22 protein-coding genes are annotated in these 19,267 nt (G+C 68.3%); 11 read left to right on the top strand and 11 right to left on the bottom strand.

Going from position 1 to position 19,267, the window contains the following annotated elements:
- Positions 1 to 40 precede the first annotated feature (40 nt).
- Positions 41 to 2,335, top strand: a complete 2,295-nt coding sequence (locus E4P24_RS06000) for a hypothetical protein (protein ID WP_188148238.1) — start codon at positions 41 to 43, stop codon at positions 2,333 to 2,335.
- A gap of 265 nt (positions 2,336 to 2,600) precedes the next feature.
- Here the strand turns inward: E4P24_RS06000 and E4P24_RS05995 are convergent, their stop codons facing one another.
- Positions 2,601 to 2,906, bottom strand: coding sequence for a hypothetical protein (locus tag E4P24_RS05995; protein ID WP_004043804.1), 306 nt, complete (start codon positions 2,904 to 2,906; stop codon positions 2,601 to 2,603).
- Between the two features lie 233 nt (positions 2,907 to 3,139).
- On the opposite strand from E4P24_RS05995, the gene E4P24_RS05990 reads away from it, so the two are divergent.
- The 3 genes from E4P24_RS05990 to E4P24_RS05980 all read left to right on the top strand — a co-directional run bounded on the left by E4P24_RS05990 (position 3,140) and on the right by E4P24_RS05980 (position 5,402).
- Positions 3,140 to 4,471, top strand: a complete 1,332-nt coding sequence (locus E4P24_RS05990) for an adenylosuccinate synthase (protein ID WP_004043805.1) — start codon at positions 3,140 to 3,142, stop codon at positions 4,469 to 4,471.
- Positions 4,472 to 4,579: 108 nt separating this feature from the next.
- Positions 4,580 to 4,765 (top strand): methytransferase partner Trm112, encoded by a 186-nt coding sequence (locus E4P24_RS05985; RefSeq protein WP_013035425.1) that lies wholly within the window; start codon positions 4,580 to 4,582, stop codon positions 4,763 to 4,765.
- A gap of 55 nt (positions 4,766 to 4,820) precedes the next feature.
- A complete protein-coding gene (locus E4P24_RS05980; protein ID WP_008607523.1) occupies positions 4,821 to 5,402 on the top strand; it encodes a hypothetical protein in 582 nt (193 codons plus the stop codon).
- A gap of 57 nt (positions 5,403 to 5,459) precedes the next feature.
- On the opposite strand, the gene E4P24_RS05975 is transcribed toward E4P24_RS05980, so the two are convergent.
- Complete coding sequence (locus tag E4P24_RS05975) at positions 5,460 to 6,626, bottom strand: DR2241 family protein (RefSeq protein ID WP_115802433.1); 1,167 nt, start codon at positions 6,624 to 6,626, stop codon at positions 5,460 to 5,462.
- Positions 6,626 to 7,504, bottom strand: coding sequence for a CbiX/SirB N-terminal domain-containing protein (locus tag E4P24_RS05970; RefSeq protein ID WP_115860107.1), 879 nt, complete (start codon positions 7,502 to 7,504; stop codon positions 6,626 to 6,628). Before E4P24_RS05970 ends, E4P24_RS05975 begins: the two co-directional genes overlap by 1 nt.
- A 189-nt stretch (positions 7,505 to 7,693) precedes the next feature.
- Between E4P24_RS05970 and E4P24_RS05965 the strand changes: the two genes are divergently transcribed.
- The 3 genes from E4P24_RS05965 (at position 7,694) to cysS (ending at position 11,634) form a co-directional block, all read left to right on the top strand.
- The gene (locus E4P24_RS05965) at positions 7,694 to 8,188 is read left to right on the top strand and encodes a hypothetical protein (RefSeq protein WP_163488959.1); all 495 of its coding nucleotides are present in this window, start codon (positions 7,694 to 7,696) and stop codon (positions 8,186 to 8,188) included.
- A 66-nt stretch (positions 8,189 to 8,254) separates the two neighbouring features.
- Positions 8,255 to 10,033 (top strand): globin-coupled sensor protein, encoded by a 1,779-nt coding sequence (locus E4P24_RS05960; protein WP_006600463.1) that lies wholly within the window; start codon positions 8,255 to 8,257, stop codon positions 10,031 to 10,033.
- 116 nt (positions 10,034 to 10,149) lie between these two features.
- Positions 10,150 to 11,634: a cysteine--tRNA ligase gene (gene cysS, locus E4P24_RS05955; RefSeq protein WP_115802430.1), complete on the top strand. Its 1,485-nt coding sequence runs from the start codon at positions 10,150 to 10,152 to the stop codon at positions 11,632 to 11,634.
- Positions 11,635 to 11,652: 18 nt separating this feature from the next.
- Here cysS and E4P24_RS05950 read toward each other — a convergent pair whose 3' ends face one another.
- Positions 11,653 to 11,937 carry a DUF357 domain-containing protein gene (locus E4P24_RS05950; protein WP_004043813.1) on the bottom strand — a complete coding sequence of 95 codons (285 nt, stop codon included), beginning with the start codon at positions 11,935 to 11,937 and terminating at the stop codon, positions 11,653 to 11,655.
- Positions 11,938 to 12,078: 141 nt separating this feature from the next.
- Between E4P24_RS05950 and E4P24_RS05945 the strand changes: the two genes are divergently transcribed.
- Positions 12,079 to 13,128 carry an NAD(P)/FAD-dependent oxidoreductase gene (locus E4P24_RS05945; RefSeq protein WP_004043814.1) on the top strand — a complete coding sequence of 350 codons (1,050 nt, stop codon included), beginning with the start codon at positions 12,079 to 12,081 and terminating at the stop codon, positions 13,126 to 13,128.
- Between the two features lie 66 nt (positions 13,129 to 13,194).
- Here the strand turns inward: E4P24_RS05945 and E4P24_RS05940 are convergent, their stop codons facing one another.
- From E4P24_RS05940 to E4P24_RS05930, 3 genes are all read right to left on the bottom strand, one after another.
- The gene (locus tag E4P24_RS05940) at positions 13,195 to 13,380 is read right to left on the bottom strand and encodes a hypothetical protein (RefSeq protein WP_004043815.1); all 186 of its coding nucleotides are present in this window, start codon (positions 13,378 to 13,380) and stop codon (positions 13,195 to 13,197) included.
- Between the two features lie 79 nt (positions 13,381 to 13,459).
- Entirely contained in the window at positions 13,460 to 14,668 is a 1,209-nt protein-coding gene (locus E4P24_RS05935; protein ID WP_188148237.1) for a TIGR04347 family pseudo-SAM/SPASM protein, read from the bottom strand.
- Positions 14,665 to 15,021, bottom strand: a complete 357-nt coding sequence (locus E4P24_RS05930) for an Htur_1727 family rSAM-partnered candidate RiPP (protein ID WP_004043817.1) — start codon at positions 15,019 to 15,021, stop codon at positions 14,665 to 14,667. The genes E4P24_RS05935 and E4P24_RS05930 overlap by 4 nt, the downstream gene beginning before the upstream one ends.
- A 73-nt stretch (positions 15,022 to 15,094) precedes the next feature.
- On the opposite strand from E4P24_RS05930, the gene E4P24_RS05925 reads away from it, so the two are divergent.
- Entirely contained in the window at positions 15,095 to 15,616 is a 522-nt protein-coding gene (locus tag E4P24_RS05925; RefSeq protein WP_008605722.1) for a halocyanin domain-containing protein, read from the top strand.
- Between the two features lie 33 nt (positions 15,617 to 15,649).
- Here E4P24_RS05925 and E4P24_RS19160 read toward each other — a convergent pair whose 3' ends face one another.
- Together E4P24_RS19160 and E4P24_RS05920 are read right to left on the bottom strand one after the other, a co-directional pair.
- Entirely contained in the window at positions 15,650 to 15,784 is a 135-nt protein-coding gene (locus E4P24_RS19160) for a hypothetical protein (protein WP_004043819.1), read from the bottom strand.
- Positions 15,785 to 15,878: 94 nt separating this feature from the next.
- Positions 15,879 to 16,520, bottom strand: coding sequence for a helix-turn-helix domain-containing protein (locus E4P24_RS05920; protein WP_004063904.1), 642 nt, complete (start codon positions 16,518 to 16,520; stop codon positions 15,879 to 15,881).
- Between the two features lie 185 nt (positions 16,521 to 16,705).
- On the opposite strand from E4P24_RS05920, the gene E4P24_RS05915 reads away from it, so the two are divergent.
- Together E4P24_RS05915 and E4P24_RS05910 are read left to right on the top strand one after the other, a co-directional pair.
- The gene (locus E4P24_RS05915) at positions 16,706 to 17,053 is read left to right on the top strand and encodes a helix-turn-helix domain-containing protein (protein WP_004063905.1); all 348 of its coding nucleotides are present in this window, start codon (positions 16,706 to 16,708) and stop codon (positions 17,051 to 17,053) included.
- Entirely contained in the window at positions 17,053 to 17,253 is a 201-nt protein-coding gene (locus E4P24_RS05910; protein WP_008605723.1) for a hypothetical protein, read from the top strand. Before E4P24_RS05915 ends, E4P24_RS05910 begins: the two co-directional genes overlap by 1 nt.
- Before the next feature lie 25 nt (positions 17,254 to 17,278).
- On the opposite strand, the gene E4P24_RS05905 is transcribed toward E4P24_RS05910, so the two are convergent.
- Positions 17,279 to 17,977, bottom strand: coding sequence for an RNA ligase partner protein (locus E4P24_RS05905; protein WP_004063907.1), 699 nt, complete (start codon positions 17,975 to 17,977; stop codon positions 17,279 to 17,281).
- Positions 17,978 to 18,063: 86 nt separating this feature from the next.
- On the bottom strand, positions 18,064 to 19,233 hold the full coding sequence (cetZ3, locus tag E4P24_RS05900) for a tubulin-like protein CetZ3 (protein WP_004063908.1): 1,170 nt from the start codon (positions 19,231 to 19,233) through the stop codon (positions 18,064 to 18,066).
- Between the last annotated feature and the right edge of the window lie 34 nt (positions 19,234 to 19,267).

The raw sequence follows: 19,267 nt of genomic DNA, 5'->3' as shown, positions 1-19,267 counted from the left end.
CCGGAAAGTATTTGATTCGGTTCCGGTGATGTAACCCCAAATGGATAGCGAGATTATTGACGCGGTGACCGGGTGGGACTCCGCGCCCGCCGAACGAGGCTACGGTGGCCTCCGGTCGCTCGCGGACGACGGCTTCACAGGAGCCGTCGTCGCTGGCATGACGTGGGGATTCATGCTCAACGGCCGTCTCCTCGGCGTTTTCGACGGGGCGGTTGCAGATTTCGAGGGTGAATCGTTCGAGGCGCACCGCGCACCGGACCCAGCGCTGCCGCTTCTGTACGCGATGCAGGAGACCGGCGGCGACGTCCGCGCGCAGTACTACACGGAGGAGACGCCGCTGCAAGACGCAAACGGAACGCTCTCGTCGGGCGGCTTCACCGGCTACGTCGAACTGTCCGAAAACGTGCTCTCGGGCGACTACTTCGTCGTCTACCACGGGGGGAAGTCGATGAGCGCCGCCTTCGTCGGCAACAGCAAGCGGCTCATCACCGGCGACGAGGCGTTCGAGCGCGCGAGCGACGAGGTTGGCATCTACAAGGTTTACGACGTGGACATCGACCTCGTCGACATTCCCGAAGCCGACTCCGACGAGGAAGCCGACGATGCGACGGGAGCCGCCGCGGGCGGCGTCGCTCCGGCGGACGACGAGACCGACGCGACAGACCCGTCCGAGGAGCCGGAGCCCGAACCGGCGGTCCCTGACGAGTCGGGGACGACAACCGCTGTCGACGAGACCGCACCCGAACCCGCCGACGGTGACGGCGATGACGATGAAGACGAAGACGACGGCGAATCCGTCGACAGCGAGCCGGCGATGGCCGACGCTCCGGCCGACGAAGAACCGGACCCCGCGGCGGCCGCGGCTGACGCGACCGCGGCTGACGCGACCGCGGACGACGCCGAGCCGGCAGCGTCGACGAGCCCCGACGACGAGTTGACCGAGACGGGGTCCGGACCGTCTGTGACTCCGGGCGGGTCGCGGTCTCCGGAGTCAACCGAGGCGGCCGCGTCGACCACGAGCCGGCCCGTGCCGGAGGAGTCGCGGCCGCCGACAGGCGAGGGACCGGTCGTCACCGACGCCCCACAGAAGAACGGCGAGGCGGCGTCTCCGGACCCGAACCCGGACCCGGACCCGGAGGGCGGCGCGACCGGCGACGACGTGTTCTCCGCCGAGGCGCAGTGGCGAAACGCCCGGTCGATTCCGTCGCTCGACCCCCGCGACGCCGAGGGGGAGTCCGTCGACGGCCGCCCCGGGACGCCTCGAAGCCACCAGCGGAACACGACGCAGGCGACGCATCGCCGGCAGTCACAGGGCGAATCGCGGGCGTCGCCGCAAGACCAGAGCCAGCGGCCGAACCAGCGGCAGGCCCAGCCGGCCGACGGGACGCCGGACGAGCCCGCCGTCGACCCGGCGGAAGCCGAGTCGCTGAAAGAGCAGGTCGAGGCGCTGGAGTCGGAGCGCGACCGGCTCGAATCCGAGTGCGACTCACTCCGCGAGGAGCGCGACGAACACCGCTCGCGCGCCGAGGAGCTGGCAGACCGCGTCGCCGAACTCGAATCCGAGGTCGAACGGCTTCGGGGACAGCTCGACGAGGCGGGGCTTCGGTCGACCGACCGCTCGATGTCGGCCGACGAGGCGCTCCGCGGGACGAACCTGTTCGTCCGCTACGCCCGTAAGGGCGAGGCGACGCTGGAGAAAGCCCACGACGGGCAGGCCTCCCGCGAGGAGGTCGTCGAGAACCTCCGGCTCGAACACCACACCACGTTCGACACGGAGGGGCTCGGCATCGACGGCCAGCCCTACGAGGAGTTCCTCCACGAGACGCCCGAGTACGGCTTCGCCAAGTGGGTCGTCACCGACCTGCTCTACGAAATCGGCGAGACGGGCAACCGGTCGAGCCTCGCGGGCGTCTTCGACTCGATTCCGAAGGCCGACCGAATCGAACTGTACGGGAGCGTCTCGATACCCCTCGGCGACGGCGAAGCCGAGTCCCGGCAGTTCGACATCATCGTCCGCGACCAGATGGGCGAGCCGCTGTTCGTGGCGAACCTGAACGACTCGCGGGACCCGGCGACCCGTCCGATGGTCACCCAACTCATCAAGGACTCGAAGGGCGTCGCCAACGCGAAGGAGACGCTCGGCTCGGCGTTCATGGTCACGAAGAGCTTCTTCGAGCCGGGGGCGCTGGAGGCCGCGACCGAGGAGACCGGCGGCGGTCTCCTGAGTCGGTCGAAACGCAAGAGCTTCGTGAAGCTCTCGCGGAAACAGGGCTACCATCTCTGTCTGGTCGAAGCGCGGGGTGGCGAGTTCCACCTGAACGTGCCCGACCTCTGAGTCGGCCCCGATTCGACCGTCGTCGCGGTCGCTGTCGCTGTGTTAGTTTGTCTCCGCGGTTCGCCGCGGCTGTCGGCGGTACGAAGCGATAGTGAAACGACCGCGGGGCTCGGAGAGCGTCCGCGGCGAGTGTCCGTGGTGTCGGGTCGGTACCGTTCGGTTCCGACCGCGTCGAAGCGTCGCTAACGCGGTCGGTCCGATGTCGTGCCCGGAGAGACTCGTCGGACGAAACAGGATAGAACGACCGCGTGCGCCTGAAGTGTGGTTAGTTCTCGATTTCGGCCGCTTCCTCGATTTTCATCGATTCGAGCTTGCCGACGATTTCGTCGAGCTTGTCGTCGAGTTCGTCGACGAACTCCTGGGTGCGCTCGGTGGTGATTGCGCCCTGGCTGGAGGGCTCGATGAGGTTCTCTTCTTCGAGAACGCGGAGGGAGTAGCGAACCTTGTGGTGCGGGTAGCCCGTCTCGTTGGACATCTTCACGATGCCGATCGGCTCACTTTCGATAACCATCTTCAGGACCTGGAGATGGCGCTCCAACATATCGACTTCCTTCTCAAGTCGGTCTATCATGCCATTTGTTAACTCTTCTTGGGAGGCTTTAAGCCTTGCCCTCCGAGCCGGCGAAAAAATGAGATAACGCGACCTTAACGAGGACACTAATTAACCGTTGTGTTATCCGCCGCCACGCCAATGCGTGTTCATGGCGTATTCCTCGATGGTTCTGCGATAATTAGACACGAACGTGCATTGCTCGTCGGCCGCGACCGTAATCTGTTTAGTCCGGCGCGGGGAACGGCCGACGTATGACTGTTACCATCGTCGGTTCGCAACTCGGCGACGAGGGCAAAGGCGCGCTCGTCGACCTGTGGGGCGGCGACGCTGATATCGTCGTCCGCTATCAGGGCGGCGACAACGCCGGCCACACCGTCGTCGAAGACGGCGAGGAGTACAAGCTGTCGCTCGTCCCGAGCGGGGCCGTCCGCGACAAAATCGGCGTGCTCGGAAACGGCTGCGTCATCAACCCGCGGACGCTGTTCTCCGAAATCGACGACCTCCGCGAGCGCGGCCTCGACCCCGACGTGCGCCTCGCCAAGCGCGCGCACGTCATCATGCCGTACCACCGCCGCCTCGACAACATCGAAGAGGAAGCGAAGGCCGACTCGGACCTCACCGTCGGCACGACTGGCCGCGGCATCGGCCCCACCTACGAGGACAAGGCGGGCCGCCGCGGCATCCGCGTCGGCGACCTGCTCGACCCCGACGTGCTCCGCCAGCGACTGGAGTACGTCGTTCCCCAGAAGAAAGCGCTCATCGAGGACGTGTACGGCCTCGAAGCCGGCGAGGAGTGCGACGTGGAAGCGCTCGTCGAGGAGTACACCGAAATCGGCCGCCGCCTCCGCGAGGACGACATGGCCGTCAACTGCGGCGACTTCCTCGCCGAGCGCCGCGAGGCCGGCGACAACGTGATGTTCGAGGGCGCGCAGGGCACGCTCATCGACATCGACCACGGGAGCTACCCGTACGTGACCTCCTCGAACCCGACCGCGGGCGGCGCGGCCACCGGCACCGGCGTCGGTCCGACCGTCGTCGGACAGGGCGAGGTCGTCGGCATCGTCAAATCGTATCTCTCCCGCGTGGGCGAGGGCCCGATGCCGACCGAGCTGAAAGGCGACGACCGCGACGAGGAGCTCGCGGAGTTCATCCGCGAGAAGGGCGGCGAGTTCGGCACCGTCACCGGCCGCCCGCGCCGCATCGGCTGGCTCGACATGCCGATGCTCCGCCACGCCGCCCGCGTCAGCGGCTTCACCGGCATCGCCGTCAACCACCTCGACGTGCTCGCCGGCCTCGACGAGGTCAAGGTCGGCCACGCCTACGAACTGGAGGGCGAGGAACGCCTGACGATGCCCGCGACGACCGAGCGCTGGGGCGAGTGCGAACCCGTCCTCAAGGAGTTCGACACGTGGCCGGAAGTCGACTGGGCGGCCGTCGCCGAGGAGGGCTACGACGCCATCCCCGACGCCGCACAGGACTACCTCGAATACCTCTCGGACGAACTCGACGTGCCGATTTACGCCGTCGGCGTCGGCCCCGGCCGCGAGCAGACGGTCCACATCGAAAACCCGTTCGACGACTGAGCGCCGCGCTGTCGGCCGACCGATGACGGCCCGCCGCCGTCCACCGACCACCGCGGCGACGGCGGCGAACCCGTACGCTTTTACTTCGCGCAATCCACCGTCACGACGATGAAAGAATCCCTGATGGACATCCTCTGTGACCCCCTCGACAAGAGCGAACTCGAGCTGGAAGTCGACGAGCGCGACGGCGACGAAATCATCGAGGGGCGGCTCATCGGTACGGTCACCGGCGAGGTGTACCCCATCGAGGACGGCATCCCGAACCTCCTACCGCCGGACATGCGCGACGACTGAGGGGACACCTCATCGGACCTGAACGTTTTTCTATTCTCGTCTCGACGGTGAAGCCGTGTCGAACGCGCCGCTCACCGTCACGCTGAACGACGAGCGCCCGCACGACCTCTCGGTAGCGCCGTCGTTCTCGACGAACGGGCCGTTCTCGGTCGAACTCGCGAACGAGGGGCAGGCGGTGCACGTCCACCTGCACATCGACGACGAACTCTCGCGCGCGGCGAGCCTGTCCGAAGGGAACCACTTCGTCGACGGCGACCAGACCAAGACCGTCGAGGTGTTCGTCACCCAGCCGTCCGAGCCGGTGTCGGGGAAGCTCAAAATCGTCTCGGGCCACGGCTCGGAGACGAGATACGTCGACGTGACCGTCGAACCCGGCTCCGGAGGCAAACCGCCGGTCGACGTGGACGAGACGCTGTCGAAGCCGAAACAGCCCGAACCCGAGCCGAGCGTGACCGAGAGCATCGCCGACGTGTTCCCGAGCGTCGACCCGCGGGCCGCCCCGCTTTTCGGCCTCGCGCTCGTCGCGCTCGTCCTCGCGGTGGCGCTCGCCTCGGTGTTCGAGAGCTTCGCCATCACCCTCGGGGCCGGCGTCGTCGTCGGCGGCGTCCTCGCGGCGCTGGTGCTGACGATGCGGTGACGCTAACGATGCGGTGACGGCATCGGAAAACGAAACGCAGAGCGCTCGCGGCGCGGCCTACTCGTCGTCGGGCGCGTCGGTCGGGACGCCGCCGAGGTTGCCGTCGTCGTCGAACAGTTTCGCGCGCAGGAACCGCGCCCGGTAACGATTCGCGCCCTCGTACACGTCGGCCTCGCGGATGTCGTCGATGCGGCCGTCCGCGACGGCGTCGATGATGTCTTCGACCTGTTGTTTCTCCGAGGGCGTGAGTTCGAACTCGTAGGTCTGGGTCTCCTCGCCCTCCAGCCGCGTCCACTTGCGGGACGCCGCGATGACGACGGAACACGGCTCGCGGCACGGGAACGCGCCGTCGCCGCCGTCGACGTCGAGGTCGGTGTCGTCGTCGTACTGCCACTCGCGGCGCTTGACGCACTGGCTGTCGGCGCAGCAGGCCTCCGCGACCCAGTCGACGTGTTCGTGGCCGTCGCCGCGGTTCCACGTCTTCACGACGCTGTACATCCCGGTCTGACGGCCGATGGCGTCCTCCCAGTGGGTCACGTCGAGTTCGCCCCGGCGCTCGCGGTACCAGTTCGGAACCGACGCGGGGTAGAACGTCTCGACGGTCTCCACGAGGTCGCGGCCGTCGAGGGCGGGGAACAGCCAGCCGCCGGCGAGGTTGCTGCCGGACTTCAGCGGGCGGTACCGCCCCTTCTCGTCGTAGGTCGCCAACTGGCGGGCCGCGAGCGGTTCGTGGTAGGCGTCGAGGTCGTCGCGGTCGGCGGCGGCCTCGTCGGCGTGGCGGAGTTCGTAGGAGCGCTCGCCGTGGTCGTCGACGGTGACCGTGACGAGCAGTTGGCCCCACTCGCGGCTGACGCCGTCTCGGAGGGCGTCGTAGCGCTCGGGGACCGAAGCGGCGTCGGCGTCAGCGTCGGCGTCGCTGGCGCTGTCGCTTCCGTTTCCGTCGCCGCCCGTATCGACCGGCGCACCCTCGACCCAGCGGAGGAACGCCCGTCGCTGCGGGCTGGACTCGCCGACGACCTCGGACCAGAAGTACCAGTTCGTCGCGTAGTCGTCGCAGTCGTCGAGAGCCTCGCGGAGTCCGTCTTCGGTGAGCCCCGAGAGCGTCGCGTCGGGCGTTTCGAGGCGGAACCCGCCGTCGCCGTCGGGGGCGACGGTGAGCCCGTCGAGCGAGACGCCGTCGCCGGTCGCCGCGGCGTCGACGAGGGCGTCGCGGTGGTGCCCCATCAGTTCGCCTCCTGCGGCGTCTTCCGGGTGCGTTCGCGCACGACTTCGAGGCTGTTACCGATGTCGGCACCCGCGTCGGCGGCGCGTTCGAGTACCACGTCGGCCATGAGGCCCTCGGTGCCGACCGCGCCGGCGTACCAGATTCGGTGGCCCTCGACCTCGGCGGGCACGTCGTAGCCCGTTCGGTAGTCGTCGGTCAGGCCCATGTCCTCCGGGATGTCCTCCTGGGTGTGGAAGCCGTCGGCGATAAACAGCGGGACGACGACCACGTCCTCGGAGTCGAAGTAGTCGGTCACGTCGTCGACCTCGGGTTCCTCGTCCATGTAGAGCGCCTGCACCTCGTCGAAGCGGTCCATCTCGCGGATGCGGTCGGCGTGGTACTCGATGGCCTTCGCGGAGTTCTCGTTGCGCTCGGTCCCGTGGCCGACGACGGCGAGGCCGAAGCCCTCACCGACGTTCGGGTCGCCGGTGACCGTCTCGGCCCGGCGGACCAACACCTCGGTCATCGCCGCGTGCGTCCCGACCGGCCCGCAGTAGTGAATCGTCTTCTCGGGCACGTCGCTCGCGGTGAGGGTGACGTGCGACGCCGACAGGCCGTCGGAGTCCCAGTCGGCCACGTCCCACCCGTCGAGGCGGAGTTCCCGCGGGATGACCTGCTCCGTGAAGTAGCCCTCGCTGATGAAAAGCGGGACGACGTACACCTCGTCGGCCTCGACGGTCCGGAGCACCTCGCGGATAGACGGCTCTTCCTTCCAGAAGCCGGTCCGTACCTCGTCGAACGCGCCCACCTCGCGGACCGTGTCCGCGTGGTCGTAGGTGGGGGCGCTCGAATCCGGGTTCAGGTGCGACCCGTGCGCCACGATGACCAGAGCTTGCATGTCCGGGGGTTACGAGGGGAGTGTCTTATGAACTTCGCATCGGAGAAAGGAATCTTCGGGTTCGGCCAACTCGCGTTCACTACTCGTTCAGGCGGCGCGACGCGGTGGGGCGGGGAGTCGCCTCCGAGACGGCCGCGACAGCGCCCGACGAGCGGCGCTTTTTTGCGCGCGCCCGACCACGGCTGAGGCATGTCCCTCGCCGCCGACGCGCGCGACGCAGTCCGCGAACGACCGTACCTCCTCACCGCGCTCCGCGCGGGCGTCGTCAACTACGCCGCCGCCGCGGCCGAACTCGACCTCGGCGACGACGAGGCGGTCGCGGCCGCGCTCCGCCGGTTCGCCGCCGACCTCCCGTCGCTGGAAGCCGACCCCCGAGACGCGTCCGTGACGATGCGGAGCGGCGTCGGCCTCGTCGGCGAGGACGTCGAGGAGACCGACGACGACCCCGTGCTCTCGGTCGCCGGCGTCGACCTCGCAAGCGGCGGCCCGCTCACGGCTATCATCGCTGAGGGCGAGGTCGACCCGACCGTCCTCGCCGCCGTCCTCTCCCGGCTCGACGCCGAGTCCGTCGTCGTCGACGCCGCCGGCGTCGCGGGCGACGCGCTCGCCGTGGTCGTGCCGCGCCGACAGGGGGCCGCCGCCCTCCGCGTCGTCGAAGCGGCCGTCAGCGATTTATACGTCTGATTCCCGGCTATCAACCGTGATAGCCGACGGCCGGCGCTTATTACCTCGGAGTCGGTGAGTTCCTCAATGGTTTCGCCCAGCCCTCGCGACGACGCCGGCAACATCTCGCTTTCATCCACGGAACTCCTCGCCGAACTCGACCTCGACGGCGACGAGTTGGGCTGGCGGCAGTCGTTCGTCGGCTTCGACGACGAGGACGCCGCGCGTCTCGCGGACCTCCGAGCTGTCGTCGAGGCCCGCGACGAGGCGCTCGTCGACGGCTTCGTCGAGCCGATTCTCGCCAACGAGCGGACGACGGACGTCATCGACCGCTCGAAGACAGACGTCGACGGCCTCCGCGCGGTCGTCTCCGGCTACTACCGCTCGTTCACCGACGGGAACTACGACCAGAACCACTACGCGGCGCGCACCCGAATCGGCCTGCTCCACGACAAACTCGACATGCCGCTGCACTACTTCGGCGGGATGTTCGCCAACGTCACCGGCATCTTCGCGGACGAACTCCGCGGGCGCGCCGTCGCCGACGCCACCGAGTCGCTGTCGGGCGAGGACGCCGACCGCGTCGAAGACGCCGTCGACGAGGCGTTCGCGGACATGATGGCGGTCGTCCGCGGGCTCAACCTCGACCGACAGGTCGTCAACGCCACCTACCTCTACTCGTACTCGCTGGACGTCCGCGAGGAGGTCCGCCGGGCCAGAGAGAGCCGCGGGGACCTGGAGTCGGTCGCGTCCCAACTTCACGAGGAGACCGCGGGCACGAGCCAGAGCATCGCGGAAATCGAGGGGTTGGCGGCCCGGCAGGCCGACATGACCGAGGAAATCGCCGCCGAGCTGTCGAACCTCAGCGCGACCGTCGAGGAGGTCGCGGCCACCGCCGACGACGTGTCTTCCCGAAGCGACGAGGCCACCACGCGGGCCGAGGAGGGCCGCGCCGAGGCCGGCGAGGCAATCGACGCGATGCGGCAGGTCGGCGACGACCGCGACGAGATAACCGTGAACGTCGAGGCGCTCGTGGCCGCCATCGACGAGATTCAGGACATCGTCGAGGTCATCGACGAGGTGGCCGACCGGACGAACCTGCTCGCGCTCAACGCCTCTATCGAGGCCGCTCGCGCCGGCGAGGCCGGTTCCGGCTTCGCCGTCGTCGCGGACGAGGTGAAGTCGCTCGCGAACGAGTCGAAGTCGCAGGCCGAGCGCATCGGCCAGATGATAGAGGACGTGACAGACCACATCGAGGACACCGCCGAGGCGCTGTCGTCGGCCGACGAGAACATCGACCACGGCATCGAGCGGGTCGAATCGACCGTCGAGAGCCTCGACGAGATAACCGACTCGGTCGCCGACGTGACCGACGGCATCGACGAGGTGGCGCGGGCGACCGACGAGCAGGCGACGCTCACCTCCGACATCGCCACCTTCGTCGACGACGCGGCGACGCAGGTCGACGAGGTGACCGCCGAGATAGACCGCATCTCCGAGAGCGTCTCCGAGCAGGCCGAACAGGCCGCCGACCTCGACACGGCCGTCGAGGAGTTGGACCGCGAGGCCGACCTCGAATCGTTCCGCCGGCGCGCCGAGACGACGACCGACGGCGGCGTCGCCACCAGAGGCGGCCACTACGCGCTCGCGTCGGCGGCGAACGCCGACCGCGCGGTCAGCAGAGAGATGGGAGCGACGGGCCCGGCGGGCGACCGAGTCGGCGGCGCGGCGTCCACCCCGACCGGCGACGATGCGACCGCCGACCCGACCGACCGGATTCCGGCGTTCGTCAAGCGACTGCTCTCGGAGGAGACGGTGGCGAAGATTCGCCGCGGCGAGGCCGACCGCCCGGAGTGGACGAAGTAACCGCTGCGATGAGGTGACGACGGCGCGGCGGTCGCCTCGGCGGGCGACCGCGTATCGACGCCGACCCGGCCGCGCTTCCGACGGGTTGAAAGTGGTCCCGGAAGTAGCCGAGTGTGATGACCCTGTCCGTGACCAACACCCTGACGGGAGAGCGCGAGGAGTTCGAGTCGCACGGCGACGAAGTGTTGCTCTACGTCTGTGGACTGACGGTCTCGGACCACGCGCACCTCGGCCACGCCCGCCTGTGGATGCACGCCGACCTGATGCACCGCTGGCTGGACTACGAGGGTTACGACGTGCGCCACGTCGAGAACTTCACCGACGTGAACGAGAAGATAGCCGCCCGCATCGGCGAGGACGACCTCGGCGACGACGAGGCGGGCGTCGCCGAGCACTTCGTCGGCGACGTGATTCGCGACATGCGCGGGCTGAACCTGAAGCGCGCCGAGGTCTACCCGCGCGTCTCCGAGCACATCCCCGAGATTATCGACCTCGTGCAGACGCTCGTCGACCGCGGCCACGCCTACGAGTCCAACGGCTCCGTCTACTTCGACGTGTCCACGTTCGACGACTACGGGAAGCTCTCGAACCAGAAGCTCGAAGAGCTGGAGTCGCGGGCGACGAAAGACGAGCGCTCCGAGAAGCGCAACCCGACCGACTTCGCGCTCTGGAAGGCCGGCGCGGTCGACCCCAAGACGGCCGCCGAACACCGCGACCCCGACCTCGACCCGCTCCACGAACCCTGCGGCGAGACGTGGGAGTCGCCGTGGGGTGAGGGCCGCCCCGGCTGGCACATCGAGTGCTCCGCGATGTCGATGACGCACCTCGGAGACACCCTCGACATCCACGTCGGCGGCCGCGACCTCGTGTTCCCGCACCACGAAAACGAAATCGCCCAGTCTGAGGCGGCGACCGGCCAGCAGTTCGCCCGCTACTGGCTCCACGTCGGCCTGCTCCAGACGGAGGGCGACAAGATGAGTTCGAGCCTCGGCAACTTCTTCACCGTCGGCGACGCCCTCGACGAGTTCGGCGCGGACGTGATTCGGACGTTCTACCTCTCGACGGCCTACGGCTCCGAGCAGACGTACTCCGCCGAGACCATCGCCGAGGCCGAAGAGCGCTGGGAGCGCCTCGAACGCGCCTACGAGGCCGCCGTCGACGCGGTCGACAGCCCCGACGCCCGGACGAAAGTCGAGGCGACCGACCTCCGCGACACCGTGACCGAGACCCGCGAGAACTTCCGCGAGGCGATGAACGACGACTTCAACGTCCGCGAGGCGATGGCCGAACTGCTCGGCCTCGCCGGCGCGGTCAACCGCCACGTCGCCGACGCCGACGAGTACGACTACCGCGCGCTCCGCCGGGCCGTCGAGGCGTTCGAGGACCTCGGCGGCGAGGTGTTCGGCCTCTCGTTCGGTGACGCGGGCGAGGGCGGCGACGTGTCGGTCGCGGAGGACCTCGTCCAACTCGTCTTGGACGTGCGCGAGGCCGAGCGCGAGGCCGGCAACTACGAGCGCGCCGACGACCTGCGCGACGACCTGACGGCGCTCGGCGTCGACGTCGAAGACGGCCCCGACGGCGCGACGTTCCGGTTCGAGTAATCCTCCCGGCTCCCCGGCTCACATCGTAAACAGGTGCGAGTCGTCCGGAATATCGAACAGCCCCATTCTGACGCCCGCATCCAGCCAGCCGTAGCCGTACGAAAAGGACGCCAGCGCGTTCACCCAGTCGTCGTCGGCTTTGAAGTGCCGGCCGTCGTCGAGGTAGGACTCTGCCATCTCCAGACAGTCGGCGGCGGCGGCGCCGAGGTGCGTCTCGTCGGGGACGGCCTGCACCGCCTCGTCAAGCGCGTCGGCGAGCATTCCCTCGTAGCGGTTCGTCTTCTCCTGTAAGTCGGCGGCCATGCGGAGTCGTGCGTCCGCGACGGATACCGGTCTTTCGCTCCGCGCGCCGCGAGAGCCGTGGCATGCGTTGTCGTGTCGGTGGTGTAGCGCGCCTCGCAATACAGCGAAACCTTAAGACGCCGGTGTAGCGAACTATCGGCTATGACAGAGGACGCCGATTCGTTCGTGGAACACAGGAAACTCATCATCGCCGGCTCGGGTATCTCCGGGCTCTCGTCTGCCATCTACGCGGCCCGCTCGAACAACGAGCCGCTGGTGCTGGAGGGCGACGAACCGGGCGGACAGCTCACGCTCACGACCGAGGTCGACAACTACCCCGGTTTCCCCGAGGGCATCTCCGGCCCGGAGCTCATCAACAACATGAAAGAGCAGGCCGAGCGCTTCGGCACGGAGATTCGCCACGGCATCATCGAGGACGTGGACGCCTCGGAACGCCCGTTCACGGTCACGCTCAAGAACGGCGACGTGTACACCGCCGACGCCCTCATCGCGGCGTCGGGCGCGTCGGCCCGCACCCTCGGCATCCCCGGCGAGGAGAACCTGATGGGCTACGGGCTGTCGACGTGTGCGACCTGCGACGGCGCGTTCTTCCGCGACGAGAAAATCATGGTCATCGGCGGGGGCGACGCCGCCGTCGAGGAGGCCAACTTCCTCACCAAGTTCGCCTCGACGGTGTACCTCGTCCACCGCCGCGAGGAGTTCCGCGCCGAGGACTACTGGGTCGACCGCCTGATGGAGAAGGTCGACGAGGGCGAAATCGAACTCATGCTCAACACCGAGGCGACCGAGCTGCACGGCTCGCCCGAGGAGGGCGTCGACCACGTGACGCTCGTCCGCAACCCCGAGGGCCACCCGAGCGACAAGCTCGACGACCCCGAGACCGAGGAGTTCGACTTCGACGTGGGCGCGGTGTTCTACGCCATCGGCCACACGCCGAACGCCGACTACCTCGACGGCACGGGCGTCCAGCGCGACGACGACGGCTACATCGTCGCTAAAGGCGGCTCCGGCGGCGGCCAGACCGCGACCGACGTGCCCGGCATCTTCGCCGCTGGCGACGTGGTCGACTACCACTACCAGCAGGCCGCGACCGCCGGCGGCATGGGCGTGAAGGCCGCCCTCGACGCCGACGACTACCTCGAAGAGCTCGAACGCGAGGAGAAGCAGGCGGCCGCGGGCGCGGCCGAATAGGCGGTCTCGCGCGCTCGCGCTCGGCGTTCGTCTCTCGGGTTTCTCTCGACTTTCGTTCGGTGCGCCCTACGTCAAAGACCGCAACAGCCACGCGAGAACGAAGCTAATCGCCACGAAAATCAGGTAGACGCCGGGCGAAAAGCGCGCGTCCACGACGCCGACCGCGTCCGCGACAGCCACGGCGAAGATGACGAGACCGACGCCGACGAGCCCGTTCCCGAGGATGTTCGGAACTCCCCGTTTGGTTTCCATAGCCGCGGTTGGAGTCGACGAAAAATAAGCGTACGGAGCGTTCCCAGCGGGTGAAAGGAGACGGCGGGGTCGGCGGCGCTCAGTCGGCCGCGCCCGGACTCGCGTCGGCACCCGCGCCGCGCTCGTCGGGCGTCAGGTAACACTGCGGGTCGGGCCCGAACAGTTCGCCCGTCGCCGCGAGCGACCGAAGCCGCGAGGAGCCGCGACACACGTCCTGATACTGGCAGGTCGCGCACTTGCCGGTGAGGTGTTCTTCCCGCTCGCGGAGTTTGGCGAGAAGCGGGTTCGACTCGTCGTCCCAGATGTCACCGAACGGGCGGTCCCGGACGTTGCCGAGGCTGTACCTCTGCCAGAACTGCGTGAGGTGCACGTCGCCGCGGTAGTCCACGTCGGCGACGCGCTCGCCGGTCGGGTCGCCGCCGTTGACGCGGAGATACCGGTGAATCCGCTCGGCGTGGTCGCGTCCGAGCTCCTCCTCAGCGTACTCGACCACGTAGGCGGAATCGGCGTAGTTGCCGACCAAGAGCGTCTCTATCTCCTCGCCCTCGGCGTGGTACTCGCGGGTCATGTCGAACAGCCGGCGGACGGCGCGGCGCTGGGCCTCGTCGTCGAGGTCGGCGTCGGCGATGTCGCCGCCGCGGCCGCCGTAGTCGAGGTGGTAGAAACAGAAGCGGTCGACGCCCACGTCGTACAGCAGGTCCACCACGTCCTCCATGTCGGCGGCGTTGTGCTCGGTGATGGTGTACCGGAGGCCGGTCTTGAGCCCCACCGAGAGGCAGTTTTCGATGCCGCGGACGGCGGCGTCGAACGCGCCGTCTTTCCCGCGGAAGCGGTCGTTGCGTTCCTCCAAGCCGTCGACGGAGACGCCGGCGTACGAGAGGCCGGCGTCGCGGAGCGCCCGGGCTTTCTCCTCGGTGATGAGCGTCCCGTTGGTCGAAAGCACCGCCCGGATGCCGGCGTCGGTCGCGTAGTCGACGAGTTCGACGAGGTCCTCGCGGACGAGCGGTTCGCCCCCCGAAAACAGGAGCACCGGCACGTCGTAGGCCGCGAGGTCGTCGATGAGCCCCTTCGCCTCGGCGGTCGAGAGTTCCCCCTGCGCGGGGTCGAGGTCGGCCCCGGCGTAGCAGTGTTCGCAGTAGAGGTTACAGCGCCGCGTCGTGTTCCAGACGACGACCGGACGTTTCTGTTTCTCCTCGCGTATCTGCTCGATGTCGGCGTCGGGGTCGTCGTAGCGGAGACCGTCGCCCTCGGCTCCCTGCCCGCAGAGGAGCTTGCTGATGGAAATCACTCGGCGGACACCCCGTTTTCGGCACCGCGGGCGTCCCCCGCACCGTCGTGCTCCATCCCGCCGTGTTCCGTCCCGTCGGTCGACTCCTCGCCCTTCGCGGCGAGGTCGTTCCCGCCGAGTCGGAGGAACTCGTCGGCCGGCGCGAGCCAGAGGTCCGCGTCGCCGCCGCCGAACAGCGTCCGCGCCTGCTCGGTCGCGAGGTCCTCGGAGGGCGCGCTCACGCTGCCGACGTGGCGCATCGGCTCGGTCGGCACGTCGCGGTAGAACACTTCCCACTGGCGGCTGCCGTCGATTCGCGGTCGTCGCCTCGGGTCGTCGTCGTCCATGCCGTCGCCTTCGGGCGGGACGGTCACGCTCGTTTCGCCCGTTTTCAGCGCGTGGGAATCGAAGCTTTCGACTTGTTCGGCCGCTCACTAGAGCCAGCTAATGACGCAACGGGTTTCCCGGCGGTCGTTTCTCCACGCAACGGCGGCTTCGACTGGTATCGCGCTGCTTGCGGGCTGTTCGAGTTCGTCCGGCGACGGCTCCGGCGGCGCGGGCGACGGGGACGGAGCCGGCGGCGACACGTCCGGCGGGGACGACACGGCCGACCACGAGATGCGGGACTTCGACGGCTGGTTCGACCGGACGCAAAACTACGACGGCGTCCACGACCTGACGGGACAGGACAGCGTGACGGTCGCGGTCGGCGCGGCAGGCAACGGCGGCGGCTACGCGTTCGCCCCCGCCGCGGTGCAGGTCTCGCCGGGAACGACGGTCGTCTGGGAGTGGACCGGAAACGGCGGGACGCACAACGTCGTCAACCGCGAAGACGGCCTGTTCGAGTCGGAACTCACCGTCTCCGAGGGCCACACCTTCGAGTACACGTTCGAGGAGTCCGGCGAGTACAAGTACGTCTGCGTCCCCCACGAGACGCTCGGCATGGTTGGCGTCGTCGTCGTCGAGTAAGCGTAAGCGGCCGCGGCGTTGGCGGCGTCGGCGTCACGCTGACTTCGCGGCGTCGTTCAGCGGCGCGGTACAGAGGACGCAGCCGGTCTCCCGGAGCGTCCGCATCATCGGCTCGTTGACCCGGTAGCGCTCGCCGCACTCGGGACAGGTCACGTCGAACTCGCGCATCGTTGCTCACCGGCTAGTGGTACGCCGCGGGGCCCCGAGGTGGCGCACCCTGCATTCACGGGGGACTGATACCCCGGCGACACGTCTCATCCCGTCACTCCTGGAGAATGGCACCCATGAGCTTCTTCTGCGCCATGGCGAGGTGCTCGGAGAACGTCGAGGTCGTGATGCCGAGTTCGGCCGCGACCTCGCCTTTGTTCGCGCGCCGCGGGTGGTCGAAGTAGCCCATCTCGTGGGCCGTCTCCAGCACCTCGCGCTGGCGGTCGGTGAGCTGGCCGCGCTCGACCAACACGAGGTCCCGCGACTCGTCGGTCGACGACTGGAGCAGCCGGCGCACGTCCACCGACCCCGACGACTCTCGGAGGGCGGCGACCACGTCGCGGAGCGTCTCCACGTCCGGCGCGTGGAACGTCAGAAACAGCGCGCCGTCGCGCGTCTGCACGTCCACGACCGGACAGTCGAACGCCTCGACGCGCTCGCAGGGACAGCCGACGCCGCCCTCGCGGTCGAACCGATAGACGCTGCCGTCGCCGTACTCGAACAGCCGTTCCATCTCCTCGGGAACCTCGTCGTCGTCGTCGAAGACGAACTCCTCGACGACCGACCCGCGCTCGTTGGGAGCCATGCTCCGCGAGAGCGCGTAGCCCGAGGTGTCGCCCTCGGAGACCGTCGCGACGGGACAGCCGTCCGGTCCCGTCACCTTCAACTCCGCTCTGATGCCCGCTGCGCTCGTCATAAGAGTACGAAGTCGCCCCAGCCCCTGATATAAACACCCCCGATACACCGGGCCTTTATATCGTGGTTCGTGTCACCGACGCCACCGTCGACAGGCGGGCTGCGGCCGGTCGGTGGGGGCTATAAAGCGCCCCGCATATTCGGGGTGCTCTTCGACGGACGACGCGGCCGAACGTACGAGTGAGCATGCAGACCGGCCTCAGACGCACGCCGACCGGACCGAAGCCCGCCGAGTTGGAGGCGGAACAGGTGCTGGAAGCGCTCTCGGACCGCGCGTGCCGGCAGATTCTCACGACCCTGCAAGGCGCGACCGAGCCGATGACCGCACAGGACCTCTCGGAGGCGTGCGACGTGCCGCTGTCGACGACCTACCGGAAGGTCGAACAGCTCTCGGAGGCGGCGTTGCTCGACGAGACGCTCCAACTGCGGGCGAACGGGACGCATACCCACCAGTACCGGTCGAACGTCGAGTCGGTCACGGTCTCGCTGAACGACGACCGAGGACTCGAAGTCGCCCTCGGCGGGGACCGCTGATGGGCTCGGAGCCGGTACACCCGCCGGAGTCGGGGAACGAAAACCACACTCGCCCGCGGCTCGCGTCTCGGCTGACCACCCATCCCGACGGGCGCGAGGAGTGCACGATTTACCCGGCCGATGCGACGCCCGAGACCCAACTGACGCGGTGGATTTCGGCGTTCGAGGGGAGCTTCGTCGACCTCGATGCGATGGAGTAGGCGGCGGGTGAGAGCGACCGGAGGGTTACAGTCGGTCGGGGTCGACGCCGTCGTCGCCCTTGGTCCACGGGCGCGGGCTGTCGAGCGCCACGAGGTACTCTTCTAAGAGGGTCGGAAACGCCCGCCCGCGGAGGTTCCGCAGGCCGAAGTCGGCGGCCCAACTGATGATGCCGGTGTCTTCGGTGACGACGCCGGCGTTCAGTTCGCGCGCGAGGATGAGGAGGTCGAAGTCCTCCCGAGAGTCGAGAACCCCCTGTCTGAGCGCGCCGCGGTAGTCCTCGCGGAGGTCGGAGATGACCTTGTCAACGTCGGAGAGCTTCGACCCGCCGTTGGAGCGCTGTTTCGACTCCTCGGCCTTACGGACGGCCTTCTCGGAGACGCGGAGGCCGCGGTTGACCCGGTCCGACATCTCGTCGATGAAGCGGTAGACGACTTCGGCGGGGATGTACACCTCGTAGCGGTCGGGGTGTTTCTTGATGACCCACGTGTCGAGTTTGCCGAGCACGTCCTCCGAGACGCCGCGCTCGCGGAGGATGTGTTCCAACTCCGCGGCGATAGACGGCGGCATGTAACACGAGATGTTCAGGTCCAGTCGCGCGGCGGCGATGGTGTCGAGGAGCCGTTCGATGCCCTCCTCGAACGTCTCGTCGTCGTCTCGAATCTCCTCGGAGAGAAACAGCGAGGTGTCGAGCACGAAGCGTTGTTTCAGCGGGTACTCGGCCATCGTTCGTCAGTTGGTACCGCGGCACTATGACCCTTCCCCGCGGTCGAGGGTGAGCGGTGCCGGTGAGAGAACCCGGACGAAGACGGTCAGAACAGCGGTTCGATGCGGTCGTCGCCGGTCGAGATGAGGTCGTCGAGCGACGCCGCGCTCGACTCGCGCTTGGCGAGCATATCGCGTTGGGTCTCGATGGCGACCGCCTGTAACTCCTTGACCCGCGGCACGTCGTAGACGCCCGACAGGAGCACGACCGCGGCGACGAAGTTCGAGTCGATGGGGTAGTCGCCGCCGCGAATCTCCATCGTCCCGGTCTCGTCTTCGAGCCACGTCCGCGCGCGCTCGATGCCGCGGCGCGACAGCACGTCCGACGGGCCGGCGACGACGACGAGGCCGCGTTCCGCGCCGGAAATCTCGCAGGGCAGCGTGAGCCGCCCGAGCGCGGCGCGGCGCACGAGGCTGGTGATTCGGTTCGTCGAATCGCCGCCGTCGTCGGCCTCGGCCTTCCCGCCGGAGAGCCGAGACAGGAGGCCGCGCTTCGGGCGGTCGAGTTCGACGGCGGCGTAGCCGATAGTCGAGACGCCGCCGCTCCCGAGCGTGTTGATTATCTCGGAGGCGTCCACGACGGACTCCGCCACCGCGCCGGAGCCGTCGCCCTCGCCGGCGCTGAACAGCACGCCGAGCCGGCGGGCGAGTTCGGCGTTGAGACTGCCGTAGCCGGCTTCGAGCGACTCGCCGGTCTTCCGCCAGGCGTCGTTGTCGAACACGATGAGGTTGTCGACCTCGCGGACGAACGTCTGGAAGGAGCGCGCGGCGTTGAGCGTGTAGATGCCGCCTTCGTCCCGCGCGGGGAGGATGCCGAGCCCGTAGACGGGTTCGGTGTAGATGTGCTTCAGTTCCCGCGCGATGACGGGCGCGCCGCCCGAGCCGGTGCCGCCGCCGAGGCCGGCGACGACGAGAAAGGCGTCTATCTCGTGGACCGGGAGGTCGTCAATCATCGAGAGCACCTCGCCGACGTCCTCCGCGATGACTTCCGCGCCGAGTTCGTTGTCCGCGCCGACGCCGTGGCCCTTCACGCGCGTCAGGCCGACGAGCACCTGCCGCGACTCGGGGACGGTTCGGAGTCCCCGAAGGTCCGCGCGGGCCGAGTTGACCGCGATTGCGTCGACGACGAACCCCGTCTTCGTCCGTCGCTCGTAGTCGACGAGGGCGTCGACGACTTTGCCGCCTGCCTGTCCGATACCGATGAGTGCGAGTTTCATGTCCGTCTTCCTCTCAGAAATCCGACCGACTAGA

The sequence above is a fragment of the Haloferax sp. AS1 genome (assembly GCF_014530665.1).
GTDB classification, from domain to species: domain Archaea; phylum Halobacteriota; class Halobacteria; order Halobacteriales; family Haloferacaceae; genus Haloferax; species Haloferax volcanii.
The sequence above is the reverse complement of the archived record's forward strand: the minus strand, read 5'-3'. Positions and strand labels throughout refer to the sequence as shown.

Excerpts from the sequence above, each read along its gene's own strand:
- E4P24_RS05960 (WP_006600463.1), top strand. The coding sequence starts at position 8,255 with ATGGTTTCGCCCAGCCCTCGCGACGACGCCGGCAACATCTCGCTTTCA.
- E4P24_RS19160 (WP_004043819.1), bottom strand. The coding sequence starts at position 15,784 with ATGCGCGAGTTCGACGTGACCTGTCCCGAGTGCGGCGAGCGCTACCGG.
- E4P24_RS05985 (WP_013035425.1), top strand. The coding sequence starts at position 4,580 with ATGAAAGAATCCCTGATGGACATCCTCTGTGACCCCCTCGACAAGAGC.
- E4P24_RS05965 (WP_163488959.1), top strand. The coding sequence starts at position 7,694 with ATGTCCCTCGCCGCCGACGCGCGCGACGCAGTCCGCGAACGACCGTAC.
- cetZ3 (WP_004063908.1), bottom strand. The coding sequence starts at position 19,233 with ATGAAACTCGCACTCATCGGTATCGGACAGGCAGGCGGCAAAGTCGTC.
- E4P24_RS05950 (WP_004043813.1), bottom strand. The coding sequence starts at position 11,937 with ATGGCCGCCGACTTACAGGAGAAGACGAACCGCTACGAGGGAATGCTC.
- E4P24_RS05990 (WP_004043805.1), top strand. The coding sequence starts at position 3,140 with ATGACTGTTACCATCGTCGGTTCGCAACTCGGCGACGAGGGCAAAGGC.
- E4P24_RS05910 (WP_008605723.1), top strand. The coding sequence starts at position 17,053 with ATGGGCTCGGAGCCGGTACACCCGCCGGAGTCGGGGAACGAAAACCAC.
- E4P24_RS05925 (WP_008605722.1), top strand. The coding sequence starts at position 15,095 with ATGACGCAACGGGTTTCCCGGCGGTCGTTTCTCCACGCAACGGCGGCT.
- E4P24_RS05915 (WP_004063905.1), top strand. The coding sequence starts at position 16,706 with ATGCAGACCGGCCTCAGACGCACGCCGACCGGACCGAAGCCCGCCGAG.
- E4P24_RS05970 (WP_115860107.1), bottom strand. The coding sequence starts at position 7,504 with ATGCAAGCTCTGGTCATCGTGGCGCACGGGTCGCACCTGAACCCGGAT.
- E4P24_RS05975 (WP_115802433.1), bottom strand. The coding sequence starts at position 6,626 with ATGGGGCACCACCGCGACGCCCTCGTCGACGCCGCGGCGACCGGCGAC.
- E4P24_RS05995 (WP_004043804.1), bottom strand. The coding sequence starts at position 2,906 with ATGATAGACCGACTTGAGAAGGAAGTCGATATGTTGGAGCGCCATCTC.
- E4P24_RS05945 (WP_004043814.1), top strand. The coding sequence starts at position 12,079 with ATGACAGAGGACGCCGATTCGTTCGTGGAACACAGGAAACTCATCATC.
- cysS (WP_115802430.1), top strand. The coding sequence starts at position 10,150 with ATGACCCTGTCCGTGACCAACACCCTGACGGGAGAGCGCGAGGAGTTC.
- E4P24_RS06000 (WP_188148238.1), top strand. The coding sequence starts at position 41 with ATGGATAGCGAGATTATTGACGCGGTGACCGGGTGGGACTCCGCGCCC.
- E4P24_RS05905 (WP_004063907.1), bottom strand. The coding sequence starts at position 17,977 with ATGGCCGAGTACCCGCTGAAACAACGCTTCGTGCTCGACACCTCGCTG.
- E4P24_RS05920 (WP_004063904.1), bottom strand. The coding sequence starts at position 16,520 with ATGACGAGCGCAGCGGGCATCAGAGCGGAGTTGAAGGTGACGGGACCG.
- E4P24_RS05940 (WP_004043815.1), bottom strand. The coding sequence starts at position 13,380 with ATGGAAACCAAACGGGGAGTTCCGAACATCCTCGGGAACGGGCTCGTC.